Origin of the sequence: Streptomyces aquilus (assembly GCF_003955715.1) — a bacterium.
GTDB lineage: Bacteria > Actinomycetota > Actinomycetes > Streptomycetales > Streptomycetaceae > Streptomyces > Streptomyces aquilus.
On sequence record NZ_CP034463.1, the window covers coordinates 1,792,358 to 1,817,347 of the forward strand.

The following is a 24,990-nucleotide window of genomic DNA, read 5'->3' on the forward strand; positions in this document are numbered from 1 at the left end:
CCCAGGAGGCCTGATGTCCCCGCACGCCACCGGCCGGCGCCGCGTCCACCGTTCCGTCGCGGCGGGCGTGCCCCTCCTCGTGCTGGCCGCGCTCGTGGCGGCCGCCCCCGCCGAAGGAGCCACGCCCGAGGCGGCGCACGTGACACGTACCGCGACCCTCGGGGACATCCCGTTGGGCACCTTCAGCAACACGCTGCTGCCCGGCACGGTGGACGACGACCGGGGCGTGGACCTCGGCGGCATCGGCAGCGACCTCTACCCGGCAGGCCGCAGAGGCGAGTTCTGGACGGTCACCGATCGCGGCCCCAACGGCCAGATCAAGATCGACGGCAAGAAGCGCCGCACGTTCCCCGTGCCGGGCTTCGACCCGGCGATCGTGCGGATCAGAGTGTCCGGGGACGCCGTCGAGGTGCTGGACGCGATCCCGATCACGACCTCGTCCGGCAAGCCCGTCACCGGGTTGCCCGACCAGGAAGGACGCGACGAGGCGCCGTACACCTATGACGCGCGGACGCGGCTGGCGTACGACCCGAACGGGCTGGACACCGAGGGCATCGTGCGGGCCGCGGACGGGAGTTTCTGGCTCGTGGACGAGTACGGGCCGAGTCTCGTGCACGTCTCCGCGCGCGGGAAGGTACTCACCCGGTATGTGCCACGAGGGCTGAACCTCACCGGCACCGACTACCCGGTGGTCGAGGCACTGCCCTCCGTGCTGCTGCACCGGAAGATCAACCGCGGTTTCGAGGGGCTCGCCCAACTCCCGTGCGGCGACCTGGTGATGGCGGTGCAGAGCCCGCTGTCCCTGCCGGACACCGCCGCGGGCGAGGCGTCGCGCACGACCCGGCTGCTGCGGTTCTCGCCCAGGAAGCAGGCCGTCACGGCCGAGTACGCGTACCGGTTCGACCCGGTGGACGTCGTCGACCCGAGCGAGGACGACACCTCGGAGCTGAAGATCTCCTCGGTGGTCGCCGTGGGCGGCGACCGGCTGCTGGTCGAGGAGCGCACCGACAAGGCCGCGCGGCTTCAGCTCGTGCGCCTGGGGCGGGACGCGGACATCCTCGGCGGCGCCTATGACGACGACACGACGTCCCCGTCGCTGGAGCAGCTCGACGACCCGGCCGCCGCGGGGGTGCCGGTGCTGGGCAAGCGCCTCGTCGTCGACCTGGGGACGGTCGACGGGGTGCCCGGGAAGATCGAGGGGATCGCGCGCGTGGACCACGACACGCTCGCCCTGATCAACGACAACGACTTCGGGATGACCGACGGCGCGGGCGCGTTCGACGCGCAGGGCCGGCTGGTCGACAGCGGGGTGGAGACGACGGTGACGTACGTGCGGCTGCCGCGCGGGATCTGATCACTTCAAGGGTTGCGTGAGCTTTCGGCTGCCGGCACCCGTGTCGGCGGCCAGGCTGCACGCGACGTCGTCGATGCCGACGCGGTAGCCGGTGGTGTCCGGGTACTGCACGAGGATGCCGCGCACGGTGTCCTCGGGCTGGCTTTCCGCCTTGCTGTCCAGGGTCTGCTCGCACAGGTCCGAGGCGGCCTTCTTCAGGGCGCTGTCGGTCGCGTAGTCGCCTTCCAGTTCCGTCACTTTCACGACCTCGGCGTCGTGCGGCTCCTGGCAGGAGCGCTTGGCGGCCTGTCCGGGCCGGGCGGCGTCGGTGTCGAAGCAGTCGCCCGCCTGGAGCAGGTAGTACGGCATCTCGTCGGCCGCCAGGGACGGGATCAGCGACTCCAGACCGCTGGGGAACTCGCTCGGCAGCTCGGTGGGGAACTGCGACGGCAGCCGCGAAGGCACCTCGCTGGGGAGCTTGCTGGGCAGCTCGCTCGGCAGGCTCAGCGTGGGGCTGGGCGAACTGCTCGCGCCGGCAGTGGGCTTGTCGTCGTCGGGTGAGTCGTCGCCCCCGGCCCCCATCAGGACGACGGCGGCCACGGCGGCGCCCACCGCGAGCACGGCGAGCAGGATGAACAGCGGGTTGCGTCCCGGACCGCGCCGCCCGCCCGGACCCTCGGGCGGGTCCGGCGGAGGCGGGGGCGGCTGCCATCCTCCGTAGGAGGGCGGGCCGTTGCCCCCGGGAGGAGGGCCGTACCCTCCGGGAGGCCCGTAGCCCCCTCCTGACCCGGGGCCGAAGCCCTCAGGAGGCGGTCCGAAACCGCCGCCGGAAGGCGGTGTGCCACCCGGCGGCCCGGGCGGCTGAGGCGGTACGGGCGGCATGGCCATACCGTCCAGAGTCGCCGCGAAGCGGGCAGGGCGCGACCCCCGCACGGAAGTTGATACGGACTCATGCCATGGATGGCATGGTTCCGGAGCATTCCATGCGGAGGCCGGCCACCGCTGCACGCGCGCGTGCCTGACAAAACCCGGGGCGGCAGATGCGCCGCGGGTCCACGCGCGCGTGCGGTCATGACGTGCGCACGCGTACGGGTCAGCCGCGCGCACCCAGCAGGTGGTCCATCGCCAGCTGGTCGAGCTGCTCGAAGGCCATACCGCGCGCGGCGGCCGCGTCCACGTCGAACTCCTCGAACGCGGTGCGGTCGGCGAGCAGCGACTTCAGGCCGTCCGCAGCCGTGGGCTGCGCCAGCTCGTCCAGACGCGCGGCACGCAGCGCCTCCTGGACCGCCGGGTCGGCACGGAAGGCGGCCGAACGCTCCTTGAGGATCAGGTAGTTGCGCATGCAGCCCGCGGCCGACGCCCAGACGCCGTCGAGGTCCTCGGTGCGCGGCGGCTTGAAGTCGAAGTGCTTCGGGCCCGCGTAACCGGCGCTCTCCAGGAGGTCGACCAGCCAGAAGGCGGCACGCAGGTCGCCCGCGCCGAAGCGGAGGTCCTGGTCGTACTTGATGCCGGACTGGCCGTTGAGGTCGATGTGGAAGAGCTTGCCCGCCCACAGGGCCTGCGCGATGCCGTGCGGGAAGTTCAGCCCGGCCATCTGCTCGTGGCCGACCTCGGGGTTGACGCCGTAGAGCTCGGGGCGCTCCAGGCGCTCGATGAACGCCAGCGCGTGGCCGACCGTCGGGAGCAGGATGTCGCCGCGGGGCTCGTTCGGCTTGGGCTCGATGGCGAACTTCAGGTTGTAGCCCTGCTCGGTCACGTACTCGCCGAGGAGGTCGAAGGCCTCCTTCATGCGGTCCAGGGCCGCGCGGACGTCCTTGGCGGCGCCGGACTCGGCACCCTCGCGGCCGCCCCAGGCGACGTAGGTCTCGGCGCCGAGCTCGACCGCCAGGTCGATGTTGCGGATGACCTTGCGCAGCGCGTAACGGCGCACGTCACGGTCGTTCGCGGTGAAGCCGCCGTCCTTGAAGACCGGGTGCGTGAAGAGGTTGGTGGTGGCCATCGGCACCTTCATGCCGGTGGCGTCGAGGGCCTCCCGGAAGCGCTTGATGTGCCCCTCGCGCTCGCTGTCCGAGGACCCGAAGGGGATCAGGTCGTCGTCGTGGAAGGTCACACCGTGGGCGCCGAGCTCGGCCAGGCGCTGCACGGTCTCGACAGGGTCCAGGGCACGCCGCGTGGCGTCGCCGAACGGGTCCCTTCCCTGCCAGCCGACGGTCCACAGGCCGAAGGTGAACCTGTCCTCGGGGGTGGGCTGGTAGTTCATGCCGCGGCTCCTACTCGCTGACGACTGCTCTCCACGACTATTTCGTCATGGCGGTTTACAAATTAGTATGCACACGCGTCTCAGGGAAGAGACAAGATGTCTCCAGAGGGAGACACGCCGCACATGAGGGAGAAACCCGATGTCAGCTGCCGAGGGTCCGCTCGTCGTCGGCGTGGACACGTCCACGCAGTCCACCAAGGCCCTGGTCGTCGACGCGTCGACCGGCCGGGTGGTCGCGAGCGGTCAGGCGCCGCACACCGTGTCGTCCGGCGCCGGCCGCGAGAGCGACCCGCGTCAGTGGTGGGACGCCCTGGGCGAGGCCCTGCGCCAGTGCGGCGACGCCGCGCACGAGGCCGCGGCGGTGTCCATCGGCGGCCAGCAGCACGGCCTGGTCACGCTGGACGAGCGCGGCGAGCCGGTGCGCCCGGCCCTGCTGTGGAACGACGTCCGCTCGGCGCCGCAGGCCGCGCGGCTGATCGAGGAGCTGGGCGGCCCGAAGGCCTGGGCGGAGCGCACCGGCAGCGTGCCAGGCGCGTCCTTCACCGTCACGAAGTGGGCGTGGCTGGCCGAGCACGAACCGGAGGCGATCCGCGCGACGAAGTCGGTGCGCCTCCCGCACGACTACCTCACCGAGCGCCTCACCGGCCAGGGCACCACCGACCGCGGCGACGCCTCCGGCACGGGCTGGTGGGCGTCGGCGACCGAGTCGTACGACACCGAGATCCTCGCCCACGTGGGCCTCGACCCGGCGCTGCTCCCGCGCGTGGTCCGCCCCGGCGAGGTGGCGGGCACCGTGCGCGACAGCCACGACCTGCCGTTCTCGAAGGGCACTCTGGTCGCCCCCGGCACCGGGGACAACGCGGCCGCCGCTCTGGGCCTCGGCCTGCGCCCCGGCACCCCGGTGCTGAGCCTGGGCACCTCGGGCACGGTGTACGCGGTGTCCAAGCGGCGCCCCGCCGACCCGACCGGCACGGTGGCCGGCTTCGCCGACGCGCACGGCGACTGGCTGCCATTGGCCTGCACCCTGAACTGCACCCTCGCCGTCGACCGCGTCGCCGCCCTCCTCGGCCTGGACCGCGAGGCCGTGGAGCCCACCTCCGACGTCACACTCCTGCCGTACCTCGACGGCGAGCGCACCCCGAACCTGCCGAACGCCTCGGGCCTGCTGCACGGTCTGCGCCACGACACGACCGGCGGCCAGCTGCTCCAGGCCGCCTACGACGGCGCCGTGCACGCCCTCCTCGGCGCGCTCGACCTGGTTCTGGACGAGGACGCGGACCGCTCGACCCCGCTGCTGCTGATCGGCGGCGGCGCCCGAGGCCGGGCCTGGCAGGAGACCGTACGACGGCTGTCCGGGCGTCCCGTGCAGATCCCGGAGGCCAAGGAGCTGGTCGCGCTCGGCGCCGCCGCGCAGGCCGCCGGCCTGCTGACCGGCGAGGACCCAGCCGCGGTCGCCCGGCGCTGGAACACCACCGCCGGTCCGGTGCTGGAGGCCGTGGAGCGGGACGAGGCGACGATGGCGAGGATCTCCGGGGTACTCTCCGACGCGGCTCCGCTGCTGGCGGGCGGTCATTGAGAGGCACATCCGATGACCGAGGACTGAGTCACTGAGGGACTGAGGGACTGAGGGAGGCATGACCGCACCGCTGCACGACACCCACGCGGCCGGTCCGGGGCGCGCGCTGCCCGACACCCAGCAGGGCATGCGCCGCCGCAACCTGGCCCGGGTACTGCACGCGGTCAGCGCCGAGGGCCCGCTGTCCCGTGCCGCGGTCGCCTCCCGGATCGGCCTGACCCGTGCCGCCGTGTCCAGCCTCGTCGACGAGCTCATACGCTCCGGCCTGCTGGAGGAGCTGGGACCCGAGCGGCCGGGCCGGGTGGGCCGCCCCGGGTCGGCACTCGCCGTCAGCGGGCACGGCCCCGCCGGCATCGGCGCCGAGATCGGCGTCGACCATCTCGCGGTCTGCGCGGTCGACCTGCGCGGACAAGTGCGGGCCCGGGCCGAACGCCACGTGGCGAACCGCGGCCGTGCCCCCGGGCCCGTGATCGGGGAACTCACCGAACTGGTGCACCGGGTCGTCGCCGAGGCGCAGGGCGAGGGGCTGTGGCCGGCGGGGCTAGCGGTGGCCGTGCCGGGCCTGGTCGCCCGCGACGCCCGCACCGTCGTCCGCGCCCCGAACCTCGACTGGCACGACATCGATCTCGGCGCCCTGCTGCCCTCCGCGTACCCGCTGACCGTGGACAACGAGGCGAACTTCGGCGCGCTCGCGGAGCTCTGGCTCGGGGACGCCACACCGCACGACTTCCTGCATGTGTCGGCGGAGATCGGTATCGGTGCGGCGCTCGTCGTCGCCGGCGGTCTGCTGCGCGGGACCCGCGGCTTCGCGGGCGAGCTGGGGCATGTGCCGGTGCAGCCGGAGGGTCCGCTGTGTCCGTGCGGGGGGCGTGGGTGTCTGGAGCAGTACGCCGGTGAGGAGGCGGTGCTGCGGGCCGCGGGGCTCGCACCGGGTGAGGACCGCGTCGGGCTGCTCGCGGGCCGGGCCGCCGACGGTGACGAGGCCGTACGGCGTGCGCTGCGCGAGGCGGGGGCGGCGCTCGGGGTCGCGCTGACGGGGGCGGTGAACCTGCTGGACCCGGAGAGCGTCGTGCTCGGCGGCGCGCTGTCCGGACTCGCGCCCTGGCTGCTGCCCGCGCTGGAGGCCGAGCTGGACCGGCGTACCGCCGGCCCCGCCTGCCCGGTGTCGGTGTCGCGGCTCGGTCCCGAGGGACCGCTGCTGGGTGCCGCGCACTCGGTGGTCCGCGCGGTCCTGGACGACCCGGCCGCGGTGGCGGAACGGGCCTGATCCCACGGACGGTCGCTGTCCGAATGGGCCGGACCCCACGCACGGTCCCTGTCCGAACAGGCCTGACCCCACGCACGGTCCCTGTCCGAACAGGCCTGACCCCACGCACGGTCCCTGTCCGAACAGGCCTGACCCCACGCACGGTCCCTGTCCGAACAGGCCTGACCCCACGCACGGCCCTTGCCCGAACAGGCTCGATCTCACGGACGGCCCTTGGCCGAACGGCCGTGAACCGAGGCCCACTTCACCCCTGTGGGTGATCGAGATATCCACAGATCAGGCGTCGTCCACCGAAACCCACCGCGCCCTTCTGCCCACCCCGCCCGCGCCGTACCGTGATTCACGCGAGGCGCAACCGCCATGACAGCGGGGCCGGACGTACTGATACGACGCCATCCCGAACGGAGCAGTGCAGCAATGAGCGAGCCCCGGATCCTGACCGTCCGACCCGAACCGGGCGCATACGCCTGGACGTTCGGCGGCGTCCCACCCGTGGCGCGCATCGCGCCCGGCACGGTCCTCGACCTGTACACCGAGGACTGCTTCGCCGGCCGGGTGCGGTCCGAGAAGGACCTGGTGTCCGAGGTATGCGAGTTCCCGTTCCTGAATCCGCAGACCGGCCCCTTCCACATCGAGGGCGCCGAGCCGGGCGACACCGTCGCCGTGCACTTCGTGTCGATCGAACCGGCACGGGACTGGGCCGCGTCCACCACGGTCCCCCTCTTCGGCGCGCTCACCTCGACGCAGACCACGGCCACCCTCCAACCCCCGCTCCCCGAGACCGTGTGGATCTGGCAGCTGGACCGGACACGTCGCACCGCCTTGTTCCGGGCGCACGACAGCGACATCGAGATCGAGCTGCCGATGGACCCGATGCACGGCACGGTGGGCGTGGCTCCGGCCAATCTGGAGGTCCGCTCGGCGCTGGTGCCCGACGCGCACGGCGGGAACATGGACACACCGGAGATGCGGGCCGGCGTCACCTGCTACCTCGGGGTCAACGTGGAGGGCGCGCTGCTCAGCCTCGGCGACGGGCACGCCCGGCAGGGCGAGGGCGAGACCTGCGGGGTCGCCGTCGAGTGCGCGATGAACACGGTGGTGATCGTCGAGTTGCTGAAGGGGCTCGCCACACCCTGGCCGCGCATCGAGTCCGACACCCACATCATCTCGACGGGGTCGGCACGCCCGCTGGAGGACGCGTTCCGGATATCCCAGCTCGACCTGGTGCGGTGGCTGGTGCGGGACTACGGGTTCAGCGAGCTGGACGCGTACCAGTTCGCCACCCAGGCCGTCGAGTCGCCGCTGGCCAACGTGTGCGACACCAACTACACGTGCGTGGCGAAGATCCGCAAGGAGTGGCTGCCCGCGCGGGAGACCCACCGAGGTGTGCACGCGCGACTCCGGGAGACGGCCGCAACCCTTCTCGCCTGAGCCGCGTCTCGATCAACACCACATCACCGAAAGGCTTATCGACCATGGAACGGGCGAGACCGCTGCCCAGCAGACGCCGATTACTCAAGGGCGCAGCCCTCGCGGCCGTCCCGTACGCCCTGCTGCCCGACCCGCCGGCGGGCGCGGAGACCCACGCCGTCGACCATGCCACCGCCGAATGGCAGCCCGCGACCTCCGCCAACTTCACGGCCGCGGACCACCTCACGCCCCGCCCGGTCGACCTGGTGATCATCCATGTCACACAGACCAGTTACCGCAAGACCCTGGGCGTTTTCCAGAGCCCCGCGAAGAAGGTCTCCGCGCACTACGTGGTCCGCTCGCGGGACGGGAACATCGCGCAGTGCGTCAGGGAGGCCGACATCGCCTGGCACGCGGGGAACTGGGAGTACAACACGCGCAGTATCGGCATCGAGCACGAAGGGTGGGTGGACCGGCCGGCGTACTTCACCGACGCCCTGTACGAGCAGTCGGCGGCGCTCACGGCGGACATCTGTGTCCGGCACGGCATCCCGATCGACCGGGCGCACATCATCGGACACCACGAGGTGCCGGGCACGGACCACACCGACCCGGGGCCGTACTGGGACTGGGGGCGCTACCTGAGATCGGTCGAACAGGCCGCCCGGTGACGTCGTACGGGTGACTGCGGTCGAAAAGGTTGTCCGGGCGCGTACCGGGAGTGACGATGGCACCAGCCGCATCGCCTTTCCGGGAGGCCGAGTTGACCGATCCATGGGTGGCCCTGGAGCCGGGGGCCGACCCTGCCGAGCACCTGCGCATGCTGCGCCGGGCGCACGAGACGTTCACCGAGGGGGGTACCGTGCCGCGGCCGGTACGTCCGGTGGTGGCGGACTCGTGGCGGCGTTCCGCGCGGGCCGGTGTCGGTCCGGACGCCACTCCGAGCGTGGAGCTCCTGGACGGCGACCTCGGTGCCTACCGGGCCGAGCATCCCCTGGCGCGGGTGATGCCGCTGTTCCGTGAACTGCTGGGCACGTTCGCGGCGGACGGCGAGCATCTGCTCGCGGTGTGCGACGCGCACGGCCGGCTGCTGTGGGTCGAGGGGCATGCGTCGACCCGGCGGCGGGCGGACCGGATGAACTTCGTGCCGGGTGCGCGCTGGGCGGAGACCGCGGTCGGGACCAACGCGCCGGGTACGGCGGTCGCCGTGGACCGGCCGGTGCAGGTGTTCGCGGCCGAGCACTTCATCCGGCAGGTGCAGCCGTGGACCTGCGCGGCGGCCCCGGTGCACGATCCGCGCACGGGCCGGGTGCTCGGTGCCGTCGACATCACCGGCGGGGACGGGCTCGCTCATCCGCACAGCCTGGGGTTCGTGCAGGCGGTGGCGCGGGCCGCCGAGTCCCAGCTCGCGCTGCTCGCGCCGGAGATGCCGGCCACCGACCTCGCGGAGCTCAGCGCGCTGGGCCGTGACGAGGCGCGGCTGGTGGTCGGCGGGCGCGCGGTTCGGCTCAGCCGCCGGCACAGCGAGCTCCTCGTGCTGCTGTCCCGCCATCCGGAGGGGCTGACCGGTGACGAACTGCTGTGCGCGCTGTACGAGGACGAGTCGGTGACACCGGTGACGCTCCGGGCCGAACTGGCGCGGCTGCGCCGGGTGCTCGGGCCGGGGCTGCTGGAGTCACGCCCGTACCGGCTCACGGTGCCGGTCGAGTCGGATGTCTCCGTGGTGGAGCGACGGCTGGAGACCGGCGCGGTGACGGCCGCGGCGACGGCGTACTCCGGTCCGCTGCTGCCCTCCTCGCAGGCCCCGGCGGTGGTGCGGCTGCGGGAGCGGCTCGCCGACGGGCTCCGTACGGCGCTGATCGCCCGCTGCGACCCCGACCTGCTGGCGGACTGGGTGCACACGCCCTGGGGCGAGGACGACTTCGACGTATGGCGGGCACTGGCGGCGGCGCGGCCGACCGCGGCGGTGCGGGCCCGGCTCGCGGCCCTGGAGTCCGAGCTCGTCTGGCGGCCGGCGGCAACGTAGTTGCAACCTCCGCTTGCCTAGCCTCGCGCCGAGAGCTGCCCAACGGCGGGCAGCGCTTCGCAGGGAGGCAGAGCAGCATGACCCGTTACGCGGCGCCCGGCACCGAGGGCGCGATCGTCTCCTACCAGGCGCGCTACGACCACTTCATCGGCGGGGAGTACGTGCCCCCGGCTCGCGGGCAGTACTTCGAGAACCCGTCGCCGGTCAACGGGCAGCCGTTCACCGAGGTCGCGCGGGGCACGGCGGAGGACGTGGAGCGGGCGCTCGACGCGGCGCACGCGGCGGCGCCGGCCTGGGGGCGGACGTCGGTGACCGAGCGTTCCGACATCCTGCTCAAGATCGCGGACCGTATGGAGGCGTATCTCGAACCGCTGGCCGTGGCGGAGAGCTGGGAGAACGGCAAGCCGGTGCGCGAGACGCTGGCCGCCGACATCCCCCTGGCGATCGACCACTTCCGCTACTTCGCGGGTGCGATCCGCGCGCAGGAGGGCTCGCTCGGCGAGGTCGACGACGACACGGTGGCGTACCACTTCCACGAACCGCTCGGGGTCGTGGCACAGATCATCCCGTGGAACTTCCCGATCCTGATGGCGACCTGGAAGCTGGCGCCGGCGCTCGCCGCGGGCAACGCGGTCGTGCTGAAGCCGGCCGAGCAGACCCCGGCGTCCATCCACTACTGGCTGAGCCTGGTCGCGGACCTGTTGCCGCCGGGGGTGCTGAACATCGTCAACGGGTTCGGCGTGGAGGCGGGCAAGCCGCTGGCGTCCAGTCCGCGGGTGGCGAAAGTGGCGTTCACCGGCGAGACCACGACCGGCCGGCTGATCATGCAGTACGCCTCGGAGAACATCACCCCGGTCACCCTCGAACTCGGGGGCAAGTCCCCGAACATCTTCTTCGAGGACATCTGGAGGTCCGACGACGACTTCCGCGACAAGGCGCTCGAAGGCTTCACCATGTTCGCCCTCAACCAGGGCGAGGTGTGCACGTGCCCGTCGCGGGCGCTGGTCCAGCGCGGGCACTACGCCGAGTTCATGGAGGCCGCGGTCGCCCGCACCGAGCAGATCAAGACCGGCCACCCGCTCGACACGGACACGATGATCGGCGCCCAGGCCTCCAACGACCAGCTGGAGAAGATCCTCTCCTACCTGGACATCGGCCGGCAGGAGGGCGCCAAGGTCCTCACGGGTGGTCAGCGCATCGAGCACGACGGCGAGTTGAAGGGCGGCTACTACGTCCAGCCGACCATCTTCGAGGGCGACAACCGTATGCGGATCTTCCAGGAGGAGATCTTCGGCCCGGTCGTCTCGGTGACGTCCTTCGACGACTTCGACGACGCCATCAAGATCGCCAACGACACGCTGTACGGCCTCGGGGCCGGCGTGTGGACCCGGGACGTCAACACGGCGTACCGCGCGGGCCGCGCGATCCAGGCGGGCCGGGTGTGGACGAACTGCTACCACGCCTACCCGGCGCACGCGGCGTTCGGCGGCTACAAGGGCTCGGGGATCGGCCGTGAGACGCACAAGATGATGCTGGAGCACTACCAGCAGACGAAGAACCTGCTGGTGTCGTACTCGCCGCGGAAGCTGGGCTTCTTCTAGAGAGGGGTTCCGGTGCCGGGGCGGATGTGGCCCCGGCACCGGTGTGTCACGCCTCGTCGCGGAGGCGGGCCGCCAGGGCCGTCAGGGGCTGCGTCTCGTCCGTGTGGCCCAGCGCGGTCAGGCGGGTGATCGCCGCGTCGAGGCGGGTGAGGGCCGGGGCGGGGCGTTCCAGGTAGAGGCCCTCCACGGCGCCGGCGAGGCGGACGCACTCGGCCCACTCCCCGGCGTGGTCCTCCTCCCGGCCCGGCTCGCCGAGCAGGGCGAGGGCCTTGTCCAGGGCGGTCAGCGCGTCCTCGTACTCGCCGGCGTAGGCGTTGACCCGGCCGTGCTCGTAGGCAAGGGCGCTGTCCAGGGACCGGCCGTGGGCCTCGTACGCGGCGGCTCGGGCCTCGTCGGCTATCCGGCCCGCGTCGGTGAGGAAGGCGCGGGCGTCGGCGAGACCGTCGGGACCCTGCTGCTGGGCCTGGAGGCGGGCCAGTTCGCGCAGGCAGTTGCTGAGCATCTCGTAGCGCGGCTCCTTGGTGTGGGCGGCGAGTGCCTGGTCCACGGCCGCGCGGGCCCGCTCGAACTCGCCGGACTCGCCGAGGAGTACGGCCGTCTCCGCGGCGATCATGGCGTGGCTGCCCGGGTCGTCGTCCCAGCCCGCCGACTCGGCCGCGAGGGCGACGAACTCGGCCGTGGCGGCCTTGAGGTCCTCGCCCGTGCGCAGCGCGCGGGCGCGGGTCAGCCGCAGCTGGGCGACGAGCCGGTCGTCCAACTCGCCCGAGACCACGTCCGGTTCGATCAGCAGGGAGTCGAGCAGCGCGATGCAGTCCTCCACACGGCCCAGGTCGAGGCTGAGTTGGGCCGCGTTGCTGTAGGAGCAGAACGCGTCGGTCCGGCTGCCGCGGCGCAGGTCCGCCTCGGCCGAGCGCGTCAGGTGCCGCAGGGCCTCCTCGGGGCGGCCCAGGCGCATGCAGGTCTCGGCCAGGTCGCCGTGGAGGCGGGTGGTGTCGACGGTGTCGGCCGGCCAGTCGGCGGCCAGCCGCAGGGCCTCGCTCAGGTCCGTGTACGCGGCCTCGGCGTCCCGGAGGCCGAGCTGGAGCCGTCCGCGCAGCCCGAGGGTCCGCGGCAGGTGCCAGGCGGGGCCGTGCTCCCTCAGCCGGGCGAGGAGGGCGTCGATCTCGGTGACCGCGGTGGGCAGGTCGCCGGAGACGGCGTAGGTGCTGGCTCGCAGCAGCAGGGCTCCGGAGACCTGCCCGGCGAGCTCGTGCCGGGTGGCGAACGTGTGCAGCAGCTCGATCTCGGCGTGGACCGGCGCGATGTGCTCCTCGTTCCCGGACGTCTGCAGGCGTACGGCGAGCGTGGTGGCCCGCAGCCGCAGCAGCCGGGCCTCCTGGTACGGGGCGAGGTCGGGCGTCTCCTCGTGCAGCCGGACCATGGCGGCGTGGGCGTCGGTCAGCCCGGCGATCCGCACCTCGGCGGCGTCCTCGCCCCGCGGGGGGATCTCGGCGGTGGCGAGCAGCGCGCAGGCACGGCAGACGGCGGCGTCGGCCGGTTCGCCGGCGTCGTCGTACAGGGCCGCGGCCTCCTCGTGGAGGGCGGCGGAGTCGGCGTACTCCTCCTTGGCGCCCGCCCGGTGGGCTTCTTCGGCCAGCAGGTCCGCGCGCAGGCGGACGAGCGGGCCCACGGCCGGGTCGTCGGGGTGGCTGTAGCCGGGGTCGGCGACGAGTGTGCGCAGGCGTGCCCAGCAGACCTGCGCCTCCGGGTGCCCCACCTCGTCCAACTCCCGGGCCCGGAGGATGAGTTCGGTCAGGGACTCGGGGACGGCGGGCGCCGCGGGGGTGGTGGGCGCCGCTGCCGGGGCGGCCTGGGCCACTTCGTCCAGCTCCCGCGTGCGCAGGGTCAGTTCGAGTCGCTCCAGCAGCGGGGCCCGGTCGAGGCGGGTCCTGCGGCGGTCGGCGTGGGTGGTGGTCCCGTTGCGGGCGTCGAAGCGGGCGGCGAGGTCGTCGGCGCGGCCGCGCACCTCGGCGCGCAGGCCGGCCACCGTCCAGGTGCGGCCGGGGTATCCGGCGGCGGGCAGTTCGCCGTGGCCGAGGGCTTCGACGCGCTGGAGGAGGACCTCCACGCCGGTGAGGAAGCCGAGCTGGTCCAGCGGCGAGTCGACCTCGTCGAACAGGTTCCGGTTCTCGGCGAGCAGTTCCAGGCCGCGGGCCTCGTTGCCGGTGAGCGCGCAGAACTCCAGGTGCCGGCCGACCTCTTCGGACATCGAGGGGTTGCGGCGGCAGGCGCGGTAGCCGGTGAGGTGCAGTTCGCGGGCCCGGTCGGTGTCGCCGGTGCGCAGCAGTGGCAGCAGCGCGTACGAGGCGGAGCGGGCGGGCTCCTCCTTGCAGGACTCCTTCCCGGCGAGGACCGGCTCGAAGGCGCGCAGGGCCCCTTCGTCGTCGCCCGCCCGGAGCAGGTACCGGGCGCGCTGGCAGGTCTCGCAGGCCTCGCAGTCGCTGAGCCGGGTGCGGGTGCGGGCCGCCCAGAGGTCGTAGGCGAGGGCGGTGTCCTCGCCCACGTGCGCAGCGAGTTGGTAGGCCTGTCCGTAGTACGGCTGGAGGCCGAGGTCGGCCTTCTCGTACCGCTCGCGCATCTCCGTGAGCCACTGGTTCAGGCTGGCCAGCGGTATCTCGGGCAGCTGGCGCAGGGCGTGGGCCACCCACTTGAACCGCCAGAACAGCTGGTGGCGCAGGCGCTCGTCGAAGGCGTCGGGCTGCTCGTCGAAGAGGGTGAGCAGGCGCGCGAAGACGACGGGCGACTTACGGGGTTCGGAGCCGTAGGTGTACGCCTCCTGGAGTTCGAGGAGCGCGTCGATGAGCGGGCCGGGCTCGCCGAACTGCTCGGCGGCGTCGACGAGTTCCTCGGCGGTGACGGTACGGGTGCGGCCGTAGGGGCGCCGGTCGTTCTCCTGGAGCGCCTGGTACAGCTCATCGGTGGTCTGGGGTGCGGTCGTCATCGTCAGCTGTCCTTGCGGAGGGCGTGGGCGAGGAGGTCGAGGAAGGAGCGGTTGATGAGGCTCGACTCGGCGGGCCTGAGCGGGCGCCGGGACAGCATCGCGGCCTGGCCGTAGAGGGCTTCGGCGCTGGTGCGGGCCAGTTCGGGTTCGTCGATGGTGACGGCGGTGCGGACCAGCGGGTTCAGCTGGTTGAGGATCAGCTGGGCGCGCGGCGCCTCCTGGCGCAGGGCGCCGAGGATGTCGCCCCACAGGCCGCCCTCCTGCTCGCGGGCGAGCTGGGAGCGGGTGCGTTCGTGCCGGGCCTCGCGGCTGTCGACGAGCAGCGCGGGGGCGGACGCGGGCTGGAAGGTGCGCAGGGCGACGTCGCAGTCGAAGACGGCGAGGGCGTCGCGGGCCTGGGCCAGGTAGGCCGCGGCGGCCAGTTCCGTCTCCCGGTCGACGGGGTCGAGGTGGGCGGTGAGGGTGGCCGGGTCGAGGTCGGCGACGGTGACCTCGGGCCTGATCTCGGGCAGCCGGTGGACCAGTTGACGGTCGTAGGTGTAACCGCCGTTGACGACACCGAGTCCGGCGGCCGAGGCGATGGCCGCGACCTGCCGGAACTCCTCGACGCTGGACGTCACGAGGACGGTGCGGTGGGTGCGGGCGAACTCGTCGAGGGTGCAGTGCCCGGCGGTGGTCTCGAACGGCAGCCAGGGCAGCAGCATCCGCAGGATCTCGTCGTCGTGCACGGCGAGGGACTTCACGGCCAGGTGGTGGGCCTGGAGGAAGCGGCCCAGGAGTTCGGGGTCGCTGGCGGCGGCGCGGGCGATCCACTCGCGCAGCCGTTCGGCGAGCGCGTCGCGGACGGCGGCGAGGGTGTCGTCCTCGTAGAGCGCCTCGCGGGACGCGGTCGGGCGCAGGCTCTCGGCGTCGACGACACAGCGGACGAAGAACGCCCACTCGGGCAGGATCTCCTCGGCCTGTTCGGACAGGAGCATGCCCTTGACGTGCACGCGGTGGCCGTGGCGCCGCCCGGCGGGCACCGCCTCGGGCAGTACACAGGCGATGCCCTTGAGGCCCACGGCCGGAAGGTCCAGCTCGATGGTGTCCAACGGCGTGAATCCGAAGACCTCTTCGCCGTACGCGGCCAGCGCGCGGGAGCGGGCTCCCGGCGTGGGGTACGTGCTCGACCAGGGCGCGGGCTCGGGGTTCACCGGTACGGCCGGGCCGCCCGAGCCGTCGTGGAAGGTCACCGGGTGGCGCAGCAGGGAGCCGAAGTGGCGGGCCAACGCGTGGACTTGGGTCGGGCGGGTCCACTCGTCCGCGTCGGCGCGCGGCGTCAGGGTGACGGTCGTACCGGGCCGGGGGCGGGCGGAGGCGGGCAGGGTGCGGACGGTGTAGCTGCCGTCGCCGCGGCCGCGCCACTCCACGGCGGGCGCGTCGGGGGTGCGGGCGGAGCGGCTGACGACGTGGATCTCGTCGGCGACCAGGAAGCAGGAGAGCAGGCCGATGCCGAACTGGCCGATGAAGTCAGCGCGTTGCTCGGCGACCTGGTCGGCGCGCTTGCTGCTGCGGCCGATCGTGGCGAGGAAGGTGTGCACGTCGGCCTCGGTGAGACCGACGCCGTCGTCCTCGACGCGTACCGTCACGCCGTCCGCGTACAGGCGGATGCCGAAGGAGCCGGCGGGCTCGATGGCGTGCCGCGCGGTGAGGGCGTCGACCGCGTTCTGCATCAGTTCGCGCAGGTAGACGCGGGGGCTGGAGTAGAGGTGGTGGGAGAGGAGGTCGACCAGGCCGCGGAGGTCGACCTGGAAGGTGCGGTCGGTGGCGGCGGGGTCGGCGGCGTTGTGACGCAGGGGCATGGGGCAGTCCGGGGTGAAGGAACGGCGGAGGTGGTCGGTGGCCGGGTGGCCGGTGGCTCGGAAGGCACTGACGGAGGTGCGTGCACGCTTTCGGCACGGCCGGGTGGCCGGTGGCTGCGAGGCCTTGCGCAGACGGGTGTACGTATCCTGCGTGGCCGGTGGCTCAGAGGGCCTCACGCAGGCGGCTTGTACGGCTCCTGCGTGGCCGGTGATCCAGAAGGCCTTGCGCAGACGGCTGCACGGCTCCTGCGTGGCCGGTGGCTCAGAAGGCCTTGCGCAGACGGCTGTACGCCTTCTGCGGATCCGACATGAAGACCCACGGCCACTCGGTGTACACGCCCTCCAGCTCGCGGAAGACATTGGAGGCCGTGCTGCTGCCCGCCAGCGCGAGGGCCATGGCGAAGATGTTGTAGTCGCCCTGCCAGCCCAGGCTGCGCTCGTAGGCGTGGTGCAGGATGCTGCGCTCCGCGGCCTCTCGCAACTCGGTGCGGATCCGCGGGTCCTGGAGGCAGTCGCGGTGGTCGGACTCCACCCACTCCTCGATACGGGCCATGGCGACGACACAGCCGAGCCGGTGCCCGTCGGGGGCCGCGGCGAAGGCCTTCTGGGCGAACTCCAGGGCCTCGCCCGGCTTGCCGCCCCAGCGGGGCTGGAGGTGCGACACCCACTCCAGGTGGATGTCCAGGTTCAGCGGGTCACGGCGCAGACCGGCCGCGAGCCGGGCGTCCTGGACATGGTCGTCGAGGGACATGCCGCGTCCCGACGTGAGCAGTTGGCGCCAGGGCGTGACCCAGTCGGGCCGCAGCTCGGCGGCCTCCAGCAGGTGCTCCTCGGCGATGTTCAGCCGCTCGTAGAAGGTCTGCCACTGCTCGCGGCTGACGTCGACGGCACGGGCGGAGGTGCGGGCGTCCCAGCCCCAGGAGATGTGGCGCGCGCCCGATATCAGCAGGGCGGTGGCCCGGAGTTCGTCGTCGCCCTTGTCCTCGTCGGCGGCCTTGAGGATCCACTCCTCCACGCCGTCCACCACGGACAGTTGCCCCAGGACCGCCTGCTCGCGGCCGAGGTCGAAGGGGGCCAGAGCCGTCTTGACCGCCGCCCAGTCACGCGCGCGGGCCGCCTCGACCAGCGCGAGCACCCGCGCGTCCCCGAGCGCCTCCAGCTTGTACACGCCGCCCCGCTGCCTGCGCGGGGCGGGAAGCGCGTGCGGATGCTCCGCCGAGCCCGCGCTTCTCCCGAACAGCTTCCCCAACATGCCGTGCCCTCCCCTGGCCCCGCCTGATCGTTCGGTGCAGCATAAACGGCACCACCGACACCGGTTCCACAGGGTTTTCACACCCGCCGCCCGCGACGTCGGCCGCCCTGGCCGAATGGCTGCCCCGGGTACTGAACCCCGAGGCCGTCCCCGTCGTAGAAGGGGGAGTGGCAGAGACGACAGCCCTGCTGGAACAGCAGTTCGACCATGTTTTCTGCACCGGCAACGGCACGGTGGGGCGCATCGTCATGGCCGCCGCGGCCCGGCACCGCCGTTCGGCGGGGCGGGGAGGGCGGGCTGGGCCGGTGCCACGGGACGTACTCCCTCGACACGTTCAGCCACGTCAAGGCCGTACTCGACAAGCCGCGGCTGCCGGACACCCTGCGGCCGGCCTCTTCGCCCTTCACCGCGGCAAGGACCGGCTGCCGCGCCGGTTCGCCCGACCTGACCGAGAAAGGCCGTCAGCACGTGAGAACAGCAAGCCGGGCCCCCTTGGCCATGCGGAACTGGCGCATGGCCAAGCGCCTGTACGTCGTCCTGCTCATCCCCGTGCTCGTCGCGCTGTCCCTGGGCGCCTTCCGGGTGAAACGCTCGATCGACACGGTGCGGGACGCCGAGGACGCCGTGCGGGTCGCCCAACTGGTGCAGACGGCCAACAAATACGCCAGTGACGTCATCAACGAGCGGGACGTCTCGGTCGTCCCGCTTCTGACGGGGAAGCGGTCGGACAGCGCGATCACCAAAGCCCGCGCGATCACCGACCAGGACCGCGAGGACTTCGACAGGGCGGTGGCGAACATGCCGCGCTCGACGCGCCTCCTCAAGCGCGTCGCGGCGGTCCGCACCGGCGAGAAGGCGCTGACGGAACTGCGCGCGGACGCCTTCACGGCCAAACTCCCCGGCGTCCAGACCGAGGAGAACTACCACCTGATCCAGCACCCCCTCATGGAGCTCTCCAACGAACTGGGCTTCGGCAGCAGCAACCAGGCGAGCTTCGGCCGCACCCTCTACGCCCTCTCCCTCACCCAGGCCGCCGAGTCGCTGACCCGAGCCATCGGCCAGCGCGTCCTCGTCCAGAACCGCGACGACCTGGCGGACGGTGAACTGGCCGTCCAGCTCGCCACGTTCCGCTCCTACGCCTACCTTCAGCAGGTCGCGCTCCAGGAGTTCGCCGGCGCCGGCACCGGCGCGGACATGGACCGCCTCGGCCGGGCCATGGACACCGCCCAGAAGAAGGGCGAGTCGCTGGCGGCCGAGGCGGCGCAGGAGGCCGAGGACGCCGGGACGCCGTTCGTCGCCCCGCCGCCGCTGGAGAAGATGATCGAGCGGATCGCGTCCGGCGCCACGGCGAAGAAGCTGGCGGCCGAGGGCATCACCCCGGAGTCGTTCTTCACCGCCTCGACGCTCGCCTTCGACGCCTACCGTCGTGTCGAGGTGCAGCTCTCGGACACGGCGCTCGCCAAGGCCGAGGAGATCTCCGACGGCGCCCGGAGGGACGCGATCGTCAACTCCGCGGTCGTCGTGGCCGCGGTCGTACTGGCCTTCCTGCTGGCCATGTGGGTCGCGCGCTCGATGACCGGCAGCATGCGCCGGCTGCGCGGAGCCGCCCTGGACATCGCCCAGACACAACTGCCCGCACTGGTCGACAAGTTGTCCCAGCCGCGCCCGCATCCGGTGGACACCCGCGTCGCCCCCATCCCCATCGACACCAGGGACGAGATCGGCGAGGTCGCCAGGGCCTTCGACCAGGTCCACCGCGAGGCCGTTCAACTCGCCGCCGAACAGGCCCTGTTGCGCGGCAACGTCAGCGCCATCTTCACCAGCCTCTCGCGCCGCTCGGAGGCGCTCGTCGAGGGACAGCTGCATCTGCTCACCGACCTGGAGAAGAACGAGGCCGACCCCGACCAGCTGGAGAACCTCTTCCGCCTGGACCACCTGGCGACGCGGATGCGCCGCAACGGCGAGAACCTGCTCGTCCTCGCCGGGGAGGAACCCCGGCACCGCTGGGACCAGCCGATGCCGCTCATCGACACCGTGCGGGCCGCCGCGTCCGAGGTCGAGCAGTACGAGCGGGTCCAGATCTCCGGCATCCCCGACACGCTCGTCCACGGCCGCGCCGCGACCGACCTCGTGCATCTGCTGGCCGAACTCCTGGAGAACGCGACCACGTTCTCCTCGCCGCGCAGCCCGGTACGGGTCACCGCGGCCCAACTCCCGGACGGGCGCGCCATGGTGGAGATCCACGACGAGGGAGTCGGCCTGACCCCCCAGGACTTCGCCGAGCTCAACCGCAAACTCGCCGACCCGCCGACCGTGGACGCCGCGATCTCCCGGCGCATGGGGCTCTTCGTGGTCGGCAGGCTGGCCGAACGGCACGGCATCCGGGTGCAGTTGCGGCCCGCCCGGGCGGAGTCGGGGGCCATCGCGCTGGTCATGCTGCCGTACACCACGCTCGCGGACGAGGGCGCGCCCGCCGCGTACGGCACCCTCTGACACGACGGCGCAGTCGGCGCGGCGCAGGACGGCCCATTCACCGGGTCGATGGGCCGGATACGGGATTCGGATCGTGGGAGGGATGGCGGTGGCCGGGCCCGGCCGCTCATAGTCGTCCCCACCTGGCCGTCCCCACCGCGTCCCGCTGTCCGCTCCGGCGGGAGCTGCCACCGGTGGACGTCCCTCGCATGCCGTGCGCCGTCGGCGCCCCGACCGGCATGCCCCCTCCCGCACCTGTCCCTGGAGTCGCCATGCCCGCTTCCGTGCCCCAGTCCCCCACCCTGACGGACGACGACGAGACGCCTGCGTCCCCCGTCGCCGTCGCGGGCCCTGCCCACTTGCTGCGCGTCTCCCTCCTCATGGCGGGCAGCTGTCTGCCGATCCTGGGGGCGGTGCTCATCGCCCCGGTCCTGCCGAAGATGCAGGACCACTTCGCGGCCGTGCCCGGCGCCAAGGCGCTCGTGCCGCTGGCCCTGACCGTCCCGGCGCTGGCGCTCGCGCTGCTCGCGCCGTTCGCCGGGGTGATCGTGGACCGGCTGGGGCGCAGACGGCTGCTGATCGGGGCGACCCTGCTGTACGCCGTGTTCGGTACGGCCCCGCTGTGGCTGGAGTCCCTCGGCGCGATCATCGCGAGCCGGGCGCTGGTCGGGGTCGCCGAGGCCGCGATCATGACATGCTGCACCACGCTGATCGGCGACTACTACAGCGGGCGGCAGCGCGTGAAGTACCTCGCCCTGCAAACCATGTGCGCCTCCGCGTCCGCCACCGTCTTCTTCGTGCTCGGCGGGGCCGTCGGAGCGGCGGGCTGGCGGGTGCCGTTCTGGGTCTACGCCGTGAGCCTGGTGCTGGCGCCGCTGATGGCCTCCGCGTTGCCGGCACCCACGACGGACGGCACGGGGGTGGGCGGCACAGCGGTCGACGGCACGGCGGTCGGCAGCACAGCGGTCGACGGCACGGCGGTCGGCAGCACAGCGGTCGACGGCACGGCGGCCAGCGTCACGGCGGCGGGTGTCGAATCCCGACGCGGCTTCCCCTGGCGGCAGTTGGGCGGCATCTGTGCGCTCACCTTCTTCGGCGCGATGGTCTTCTACACCGTGCCGGTCGAGATGTCGTACCTCCTCGACGACCTCGGTGTGGCGAGCACCGGTGTGATCGGGCTGGCCACCGCCGTCGCCAGTGCGGCGACCGTGGGCGGGGCGGTCACCTTCGCGCGGCTGAAGCGCGCGCCCGGGCCTCTGCTGCCCTGGGTGCTGGCGGTGTGCGCGGTCGGCTTCGGGGTGATGGCCGTGGCCGGGAATCCGGCGTGGCTGGTGGTCGGCGCGGTGGTCAACTGCGTGGGTACGGGGATGCTGCTGCCGGCCCTGCTGACGAGCGCGATGTCCCGGTTGGCCTTCGAGGATCGCGGGCGGGGGACGGGGCTGTGGACGGCCGCGTTCTTCGGCGGCGAGTTCGTCTGCCCGCTGGTGCTGCTGGCGTTGGAGGCGGCGACGGGCACGCTCGCGGGCGCGGTGGGGGTGCTGGGCCTGGCGACGGCGTTGGTGGCGGCAGCCCGCGGGCTGCGGACCTGACCGCGGACGCCCTGGGGGCGCGGGGAGCGGCACGATCCACCACGACAAGCCGCACTCGGCGCCCGCACCGACGGTGTCACTCGCCGCTGCGGCTCCGTCGTGGCTGGTCGCGCAGTTCCCCGCGCCCCTTCAGGGCGTTCGCGCCAGGGACGCCCCCACCTCCTCCGCCTTCCGGCGCAGCCAGATGTGCGCCGCGTCCTGCGTGTGCACTGGGTGCCACCACATCGCCTGGCCCACCGGGACGGCCTCGAAGGGGCACGGCAGGACCCGTACCGCCGCGGACCGGACCGCCCGGCGGGCCAGGCGTTCCTGGATCATCGCGATCCGGCGGGTGCCCTCGACCATGTGCGGGAGCAGCTGGAAGGTCTGCACGGAGACCTCCACTCGCGGGCTGATGCCGAGCATGCTGAGCTGCCGGGCGACGGGAGCGTCGTAAGGGCGCTGGTAGACGGCCCAGGGCAGCCGCGCGAGGTCGTCGAGGGTGAGTGCGTGGCCGACGTCCGGGTGGTCGTCGGCCAGCAGGCACAGCCAGCGGTCCTGGTAGAGGTCGACCGCGGGGAAGCCGTCGATGACGCCGTGCGGCATCAGCAGTCCGTCGACGGTGCTGAGCACGGTCGCGGTGTTCTCGACGACCGACGGCGCCGGATGCTGGAAGGTGAGCCGGACGCCGGGAGCCTCGTCGTGCATCGCGCGGGCCAGGGCGGCGCCGAAGACGGCGGCGCCGTAGTCCGAGGCGAGCAGCGTGAACTCGCGGGTCTCGGCCGCCGGGTCGAAGTCCGCCTGGCTGGAGAAGAGGCGTTCGAGCAGGTCACAGGCGCTGGCGCTGCGGTCGCGCAGGGCGACGCCGAGCGGGGTGAGCTCGTACGCGTTTCCCGTGCGCGCCAGCAGTTCGTCACCGAAGTGCCGGCGCAGCCGCGACAGCGCGGCGCTCATCGCGGGCTGGCTGAGCCCGACCCGCTCGCCGGCCCGGGTGACGTTGCGCTCCTCCAGCAGGGCGCGCAGGGCGACGACGAGGTTGAGGTCGAGTCGGGACAGGTTCACCGGGCACCACCAGGGACGTTCTGGGCGGTCCATGGAAGGACTATCCATGGCGTGGATGTGGCTCATCCGCAGGATCTATTTCCGTGATTCGCCGATCACGGTCAGAGTAGACCGCATCCCAGCAGGAGGAAATCTCATGTCAACACTCGCGCAACCTGCCGGCCCCTTCGCGCTCGGCACGTTCTCCACCCCCGGCGGGGCTCCCTTCCCCGGCCTCCTGGCCCGGGAGCGGGTGCTCGACCTGAGCCGGACCCTGCCGTGGGCGCCGTCCGACGTGCGGGCCGTGGTGGAGCGGTGGGACGAGGCGCTGCCCCTGCTGCACGGCCTCGCGGCCGACGACGCCCTCGACCGGCTGCCACTGGAGGGGCTGCGCGTGCACGCCCCGCTGGAGCCCCGGCAGATCTTCCAGTCCGGAGCGAACTACCGGCAGCACGTGATCGATCTGGAGGTCGCCCACCGCTCCCCCGACGACCCGCGCACGGTCGAGGAGGCCCGCGCGGAGACCGCCGCGATCATGGACCGCCGGGCCGCCGAGGACCTGCCGTACGTCTTCATCGGCCTGCCGAGCACGATCGCGGGGCCGTACGACGATGTCGTCCTCCCGGCCTGGGCCGAACAGCCGGACTGGGAGCTGGAGTTGGCGGCCGTGATCGCCAGGCCGACCTATCGGGTGTCAGTCGAGGAAGCACTGGACCACGTCGCCGGGTATACGATCGCCAACGATCTCACCGACCGGGCGACCGTGTTCCGCCGGGACATGAAGGCCATCGGCACCGACTGGCTGCGCTGCAAGAACGCGCCCGGGTTCACGCCGCTGGGCCCCTGGCTGGTACCGGCGGGGTCGATCGCCGACCCGGGTGATCTGCGGGTGACCCTCAAGCTCAACGGCGACACCATGCAGGACGAGTCCACCAAGGACATGCTCTTCGGCGTCGCCCGGCTGGTGTCGTACATCTCGCACACCTCCCGACTCCTGCCCGGTGACCTGGTGTTGACCGGCAGCCCGGCCGGGAACGGCCTGCACTGGGGGCGGTTGCTGCGGGACGGCGACGTCATGGAGGGGTCGATCACCGGCCTCGGCGTGCAGCGCACGCGATGTGTCGGGGAGAGCGCGTGAACCGGCACGACCCCGAGGGCGCGATCGCCGAGGCCGCCAAAGAGTTCTCGAACTGGGGGCGTTGGGGCGCGGACGACGTCCTCGGCACCCTCAACTTCCTCGACGAGGCCAAGCGGCGTGAGGGCGCCGCCCTCGTCCGCCGGGGTGTCAGCTTCTCGCTCTCGCAGCGCTTCGACATGAACGGCCCGCAGAAGGGCTGGCGTCGGCGGACCAACCCCGTCCACACCATGCTCGACACGGGCACCGACGCCGCCCTCGGCAACCAGGGCTTCCCGCACGGCATCGGCGGCGCCGACGACGTGATCGCGATGCCGTTGCAGTGCTCGACCCAGTGGGACGGGCTCGGGCACATCTTCGACCACGGCAAGGCCTGGAACGGACGGGCGGCCGAGCAGGTCGTCACCTCCGACGGCGACCTCGTCACCGGCATCGAGCACATGGCGCCGTACGTCGCCGGACGCGGCGTCCTGCTGGACGTGGGCCGAGTCTGCGGTGACGGGGGCGAGTTGCCGGACGCCTTCGCCATCACGGAGGAGCATCTCAGCGCGACCGCCGAGGCCCACGGGGTGACCGTGGGACGCGGCGACATCGTCCTCGTACGGACCGGACAGCTCGCCCGGGTGCGGCGCGACGGCTGGGGCGACTACGCGGGCGGACCCGCGCCCGGGCTGTCGTTCACCAGCGCCGGCTGGCTGCACCGCACGGAGATCGCCGCGGTCGCCACCGACACCTGGGGGTTCGAGGTCCGGCCCAACGAGTTCGAGAACGCCTTCCAGCCGCTGCACCAGGTCGTCATCCCCAACATGGGCCTGCTGATCGGCGAGATGTGGGACCTCGACGCGCTCGCGGCGGACTGTGCCGACGACGGTGTGTACGAGTTCTGGCTCACCGCGGCACCGCTGCCCATCACCGGCGCCGTCGGCTCTCCGGTCAACCCGATCGCCGTCAAGTAGCCGGGTCCTGAGCCCGCCGAGCAGCCGGGGCCTGAGCCCGTCAAGCAGCCGACCCCCGGGCCCATCGAGAAGCCGCTCCCCCGGGCCGCATCACCCTTCGGCCGCACACGAGAGCCCCATACGACAGCCACGCACGACAGCCCCGTACGACGGCCGCACACGACAGCTCCGTACGACAGCCGCACACGACAGCCGCACACGACAGCCGCCCCCACAGCCCCACCGCCTTGGCCCGCGCCCCGCGGGCGAGCCGCACCCCCGCCGCCCGACGT

At 72.6% G+C, this 24,990-nt stretch carries 17 protein-coding genes and 1 pseudogene; 12 read left to right on the forward strand and 6 right to left on the reverse strand.

Annotated elements, in window-relative coordinates; all coding sequences use genetic code 11:
* Positions 1–13: 13 nt before the first annotated feature.
* Positions 14–1,354: an esterase-like activity of phytase family protein gene (locus EJC51_RS08250; RefSeq protein ID WP_126270458.1), complete on the forward strand. Its 1,341-nt coding sequence runs from the start codon at positions 14–16 to the stop codon at positions 1,352–1,354.
* On the opposite strand, the gene EJC51_RS48620 is transcribed toward EJC51_RS08250, so the two are convergent.
* Together EJC51_RS48620 and xylA are read right to left on the reverse strand one after the other, a co-directional pair.
* Positions 1,355–1,954 carry a hypothetical protein gene (locus tag EJC51_RS48620; protein WP_244362564.1) on the reverse strand — a complete coding sequence of 200 codons (600 nt, stop codon included), beginning with the start codon at positions 1,952–1,954 and terminating at the stop codon, positions 1,355–1,357.
* 472 nt (positions 1,955–2,426) lie between these two features.
* The gene (xylA, locus tag EJC51_RS08260; RefSeq protein WP_126270459.1) at positions 2,427–3,593 is read right to left on the reverse strand and encodes a xylose isomerase; all 1,167 of its coding nucleotides are present in this window, start codon (positions 3,591–3,593) and stop codon (positions 2,427–2,429) included.
* 139 nt (positions 3,594–3,732) lie between these two features.
* Here xylA and xylB point away from each other — a divergent pair, with 139 nt between their 5' ends.
* From xylB to exaC, 6 genes are all read left to right on the forward strand, one after another.
* Complete coding sequence (gene xylB, locus EJC51_RS08265; RefSeq protein ID WP_126270460.1) at positions 3,733–5,169, forward strand: xylulokinase; 1,437 nt, start codon at positions 3,733–3,735, stop codon at positions 5,167–5,169.
* A 58-nt stretch (positions 5,170–5,227) separates the two neighbouring features.
* Positions 5,228–6,436, forward strand: a complete 1,209-nt coding sequence (locus EJC51_RS08270) for an ROK family transcriptional regulator (protein ID WP_126270461.1) — start codon at positions 5,228–5,230, stop codon at positions 6,434–6,436.
* Between the two features lie 417 nt (positions 6,437–6,853).
* Entirely contained in the window at positions 6,854–7,867 is a 1,014-nt protein-coding gene (locus EJC51_RS08275; RefSeq protein ID WP_126270462.1) for an acetamidase/formamidase family protein, read from the forward strand.
* Positions 7,868–7,911: 44 nt separating this feature from the next.
* Positions 7,912–8,517 carry an N-acetylmuramoyl-L-alanine amidase gene (locus tag EJC51_RS08280; RefSeq protein WP_126270463.1) on the forward strand — a complete coding sequence of 202 codons (606 nt, stop codon included), beginning with the start codon at positions 7,912–7,914 and terminating at the stop codon, positions 8,515–8,517.
* A 92-nt stretch (positions 8,518–8,609) separates the two neighbouring features.
* On the forward strand, positions 8,610–9,872 hold the full coding sequence (locus EJC51_RS08285) for a GAF domain-containing protein (protein ID WP_126276877.1): 1,263 nt from the start codon (positions 8,610–8,612) through the stop codon (positions 9,870–9,872).
* Positions 9,873–9,949: 77 nt separating this feature from the next.
* Positions 9,950–11,473: an acetaldehyde dehydrogenase ExaC gene (gene exaC / locus EJC51_RS08290; protein ID WP_126270464.1), complete on the forward strand. Its 1,524-nt coding sequence runs from the start codon at positions 9,950–9,952 to the stop codon at positions 11,471–11,473.
* A 46-nt stretch (positions 11,474–11,519) separates the two neighbouring features.
* Here the strand turns inward: exaC and EJC51_RS08295 are convergent, their stop codons facing one another.
* The 3 genes from EJC51_RS08295 to EJC51_RS08305 form a co-directional block, all read right to left on the reverse strand.
* Positions 11,520–14,453 carry a tetratricopeptide repeat protein gene (locus EJC51_RS08295; RefSeq protein ID WP_126270465.1) on the reverse strand — a complete coding sequence of 978 codons (2,934 nt, stop codon included), beginning with the start codon at positions 14,451–14,453 and terminating at the stop codon, positions 11,520–11,522.
* A 2-nt stretch (positions 14,454–14,455) separates the two neighbouring features.
* The gene (locus EJC51_RS08300; protein ID WP_126270466.1) at positions 14,456–16,294 is read right to left on the reverse strand and encodes an HSP90 family protein; all 1,839 of its coding nucleotides are present in this window, start codon (positions 16,292–16,294) and stop codon (positions 14,456–14,458) included.
* A gap of 262 nt (positions 16,295–16,556) precedes the next feature.
* Positions 16,557–17,546, reverse strand: a complete 990-nt coding sequence (locus tag EJC51_RS08305; RefSeq protein WP_126270467.1) for a tetratricopeptide repeat protein — start codon at positions 17,544–17,546, stop codon at positions 16,557–16,559.
* Between the two features lie 86 nt (positions 17,547–17,632).
* On the opposite strand from EJC51_RS08305, the pseudogene EJC51_RS48625 reads away from it, so the two are divergent.
* The 3 genes and pseudogenes from EJC51_RS48625 to EJC51_RS08320 form a co-directional block, all read left to right on the forward strand.
* A pseudogene (locus EJC51_RS48625) lies at positions 17,633–17,815 on the forward strand (aldehyde dehydrogenase family protein); the annotation flags it as partial.
* A 244-nt stretch (positions 17,816–18,059) separates the two neighbouring features.
* Complete coding sequence (locus EJC51_RS08315; protein WP_126270468.1) at positions 18,060–20,039, forward strand: sensor histidine kinase; 1,980 nt, start codon at positions 18,060–18,062, stop codon at positions 20,037–20,039.
* A gap of 251 nt (positions 20,040–20,290) precedes the next feature.
* The gene (locus tag EJC51_RS08320; RefSeq protein ID WP_126270469.1) at positions 20,291–21,607 is read left to right on the forward strand and encodes an MFS transporter; all 1,317 of its coding nucleotides are present in this window, start codon (positions 20,291–20,293) and stop codon (positions 21,605–21,607) included.
* Between the two features lie 129 nt (positions 21,608–21,736).
* Here the strand turns inward: EJC51_RS08320 and EJC51_RS08325 are convergent, their stop codons facing one another.
* A complete protein-coding gene (locus EJC51_RS08325) occupies positions 21,737–22,648 on the reverse strand; it encodes a LysR family transcriptional regulator (protein ID WP_126276878.1) in 912 nt (303 codons plus the stop codon).
* A gap of 136 nt (positions 22,649–22,784) precedes the next feature.
* Between EJC51_RS08325 and EJC51_RS08330 the strand changes: the two genes are divergently transcribed.
* Both EJC51_RS08330 and EJC51_RS08335 read left to right on the forward strand, forming a co-directional pair.
* Positions 22,785–23,765, forward strand: coding sequence for a fumarylacetoacetate hydrolase family protein (locus EJC51_RS08330; RefSeq protein WP_126270470.1), 981 nt, complete (start codon positions 22,785–22,787; stop codon positions 23,763–23,765).
* Positions 23,744–24,718, forward strand: coding sequence for a cyclase family protein (locus EJC51_RS08335; RefSeq protein ID WP_126270471.1), 975 nt, complete (start codon positions 23,744–23,746; stop codon positions 24,716–24,718). Before EJC51_RS08330 ends, EJC51_RS08335 begins: the two co-directional genes overlap by 22 nt.
* Positions 24,719–24,990 lie beyond the last annotated feature (272 nt).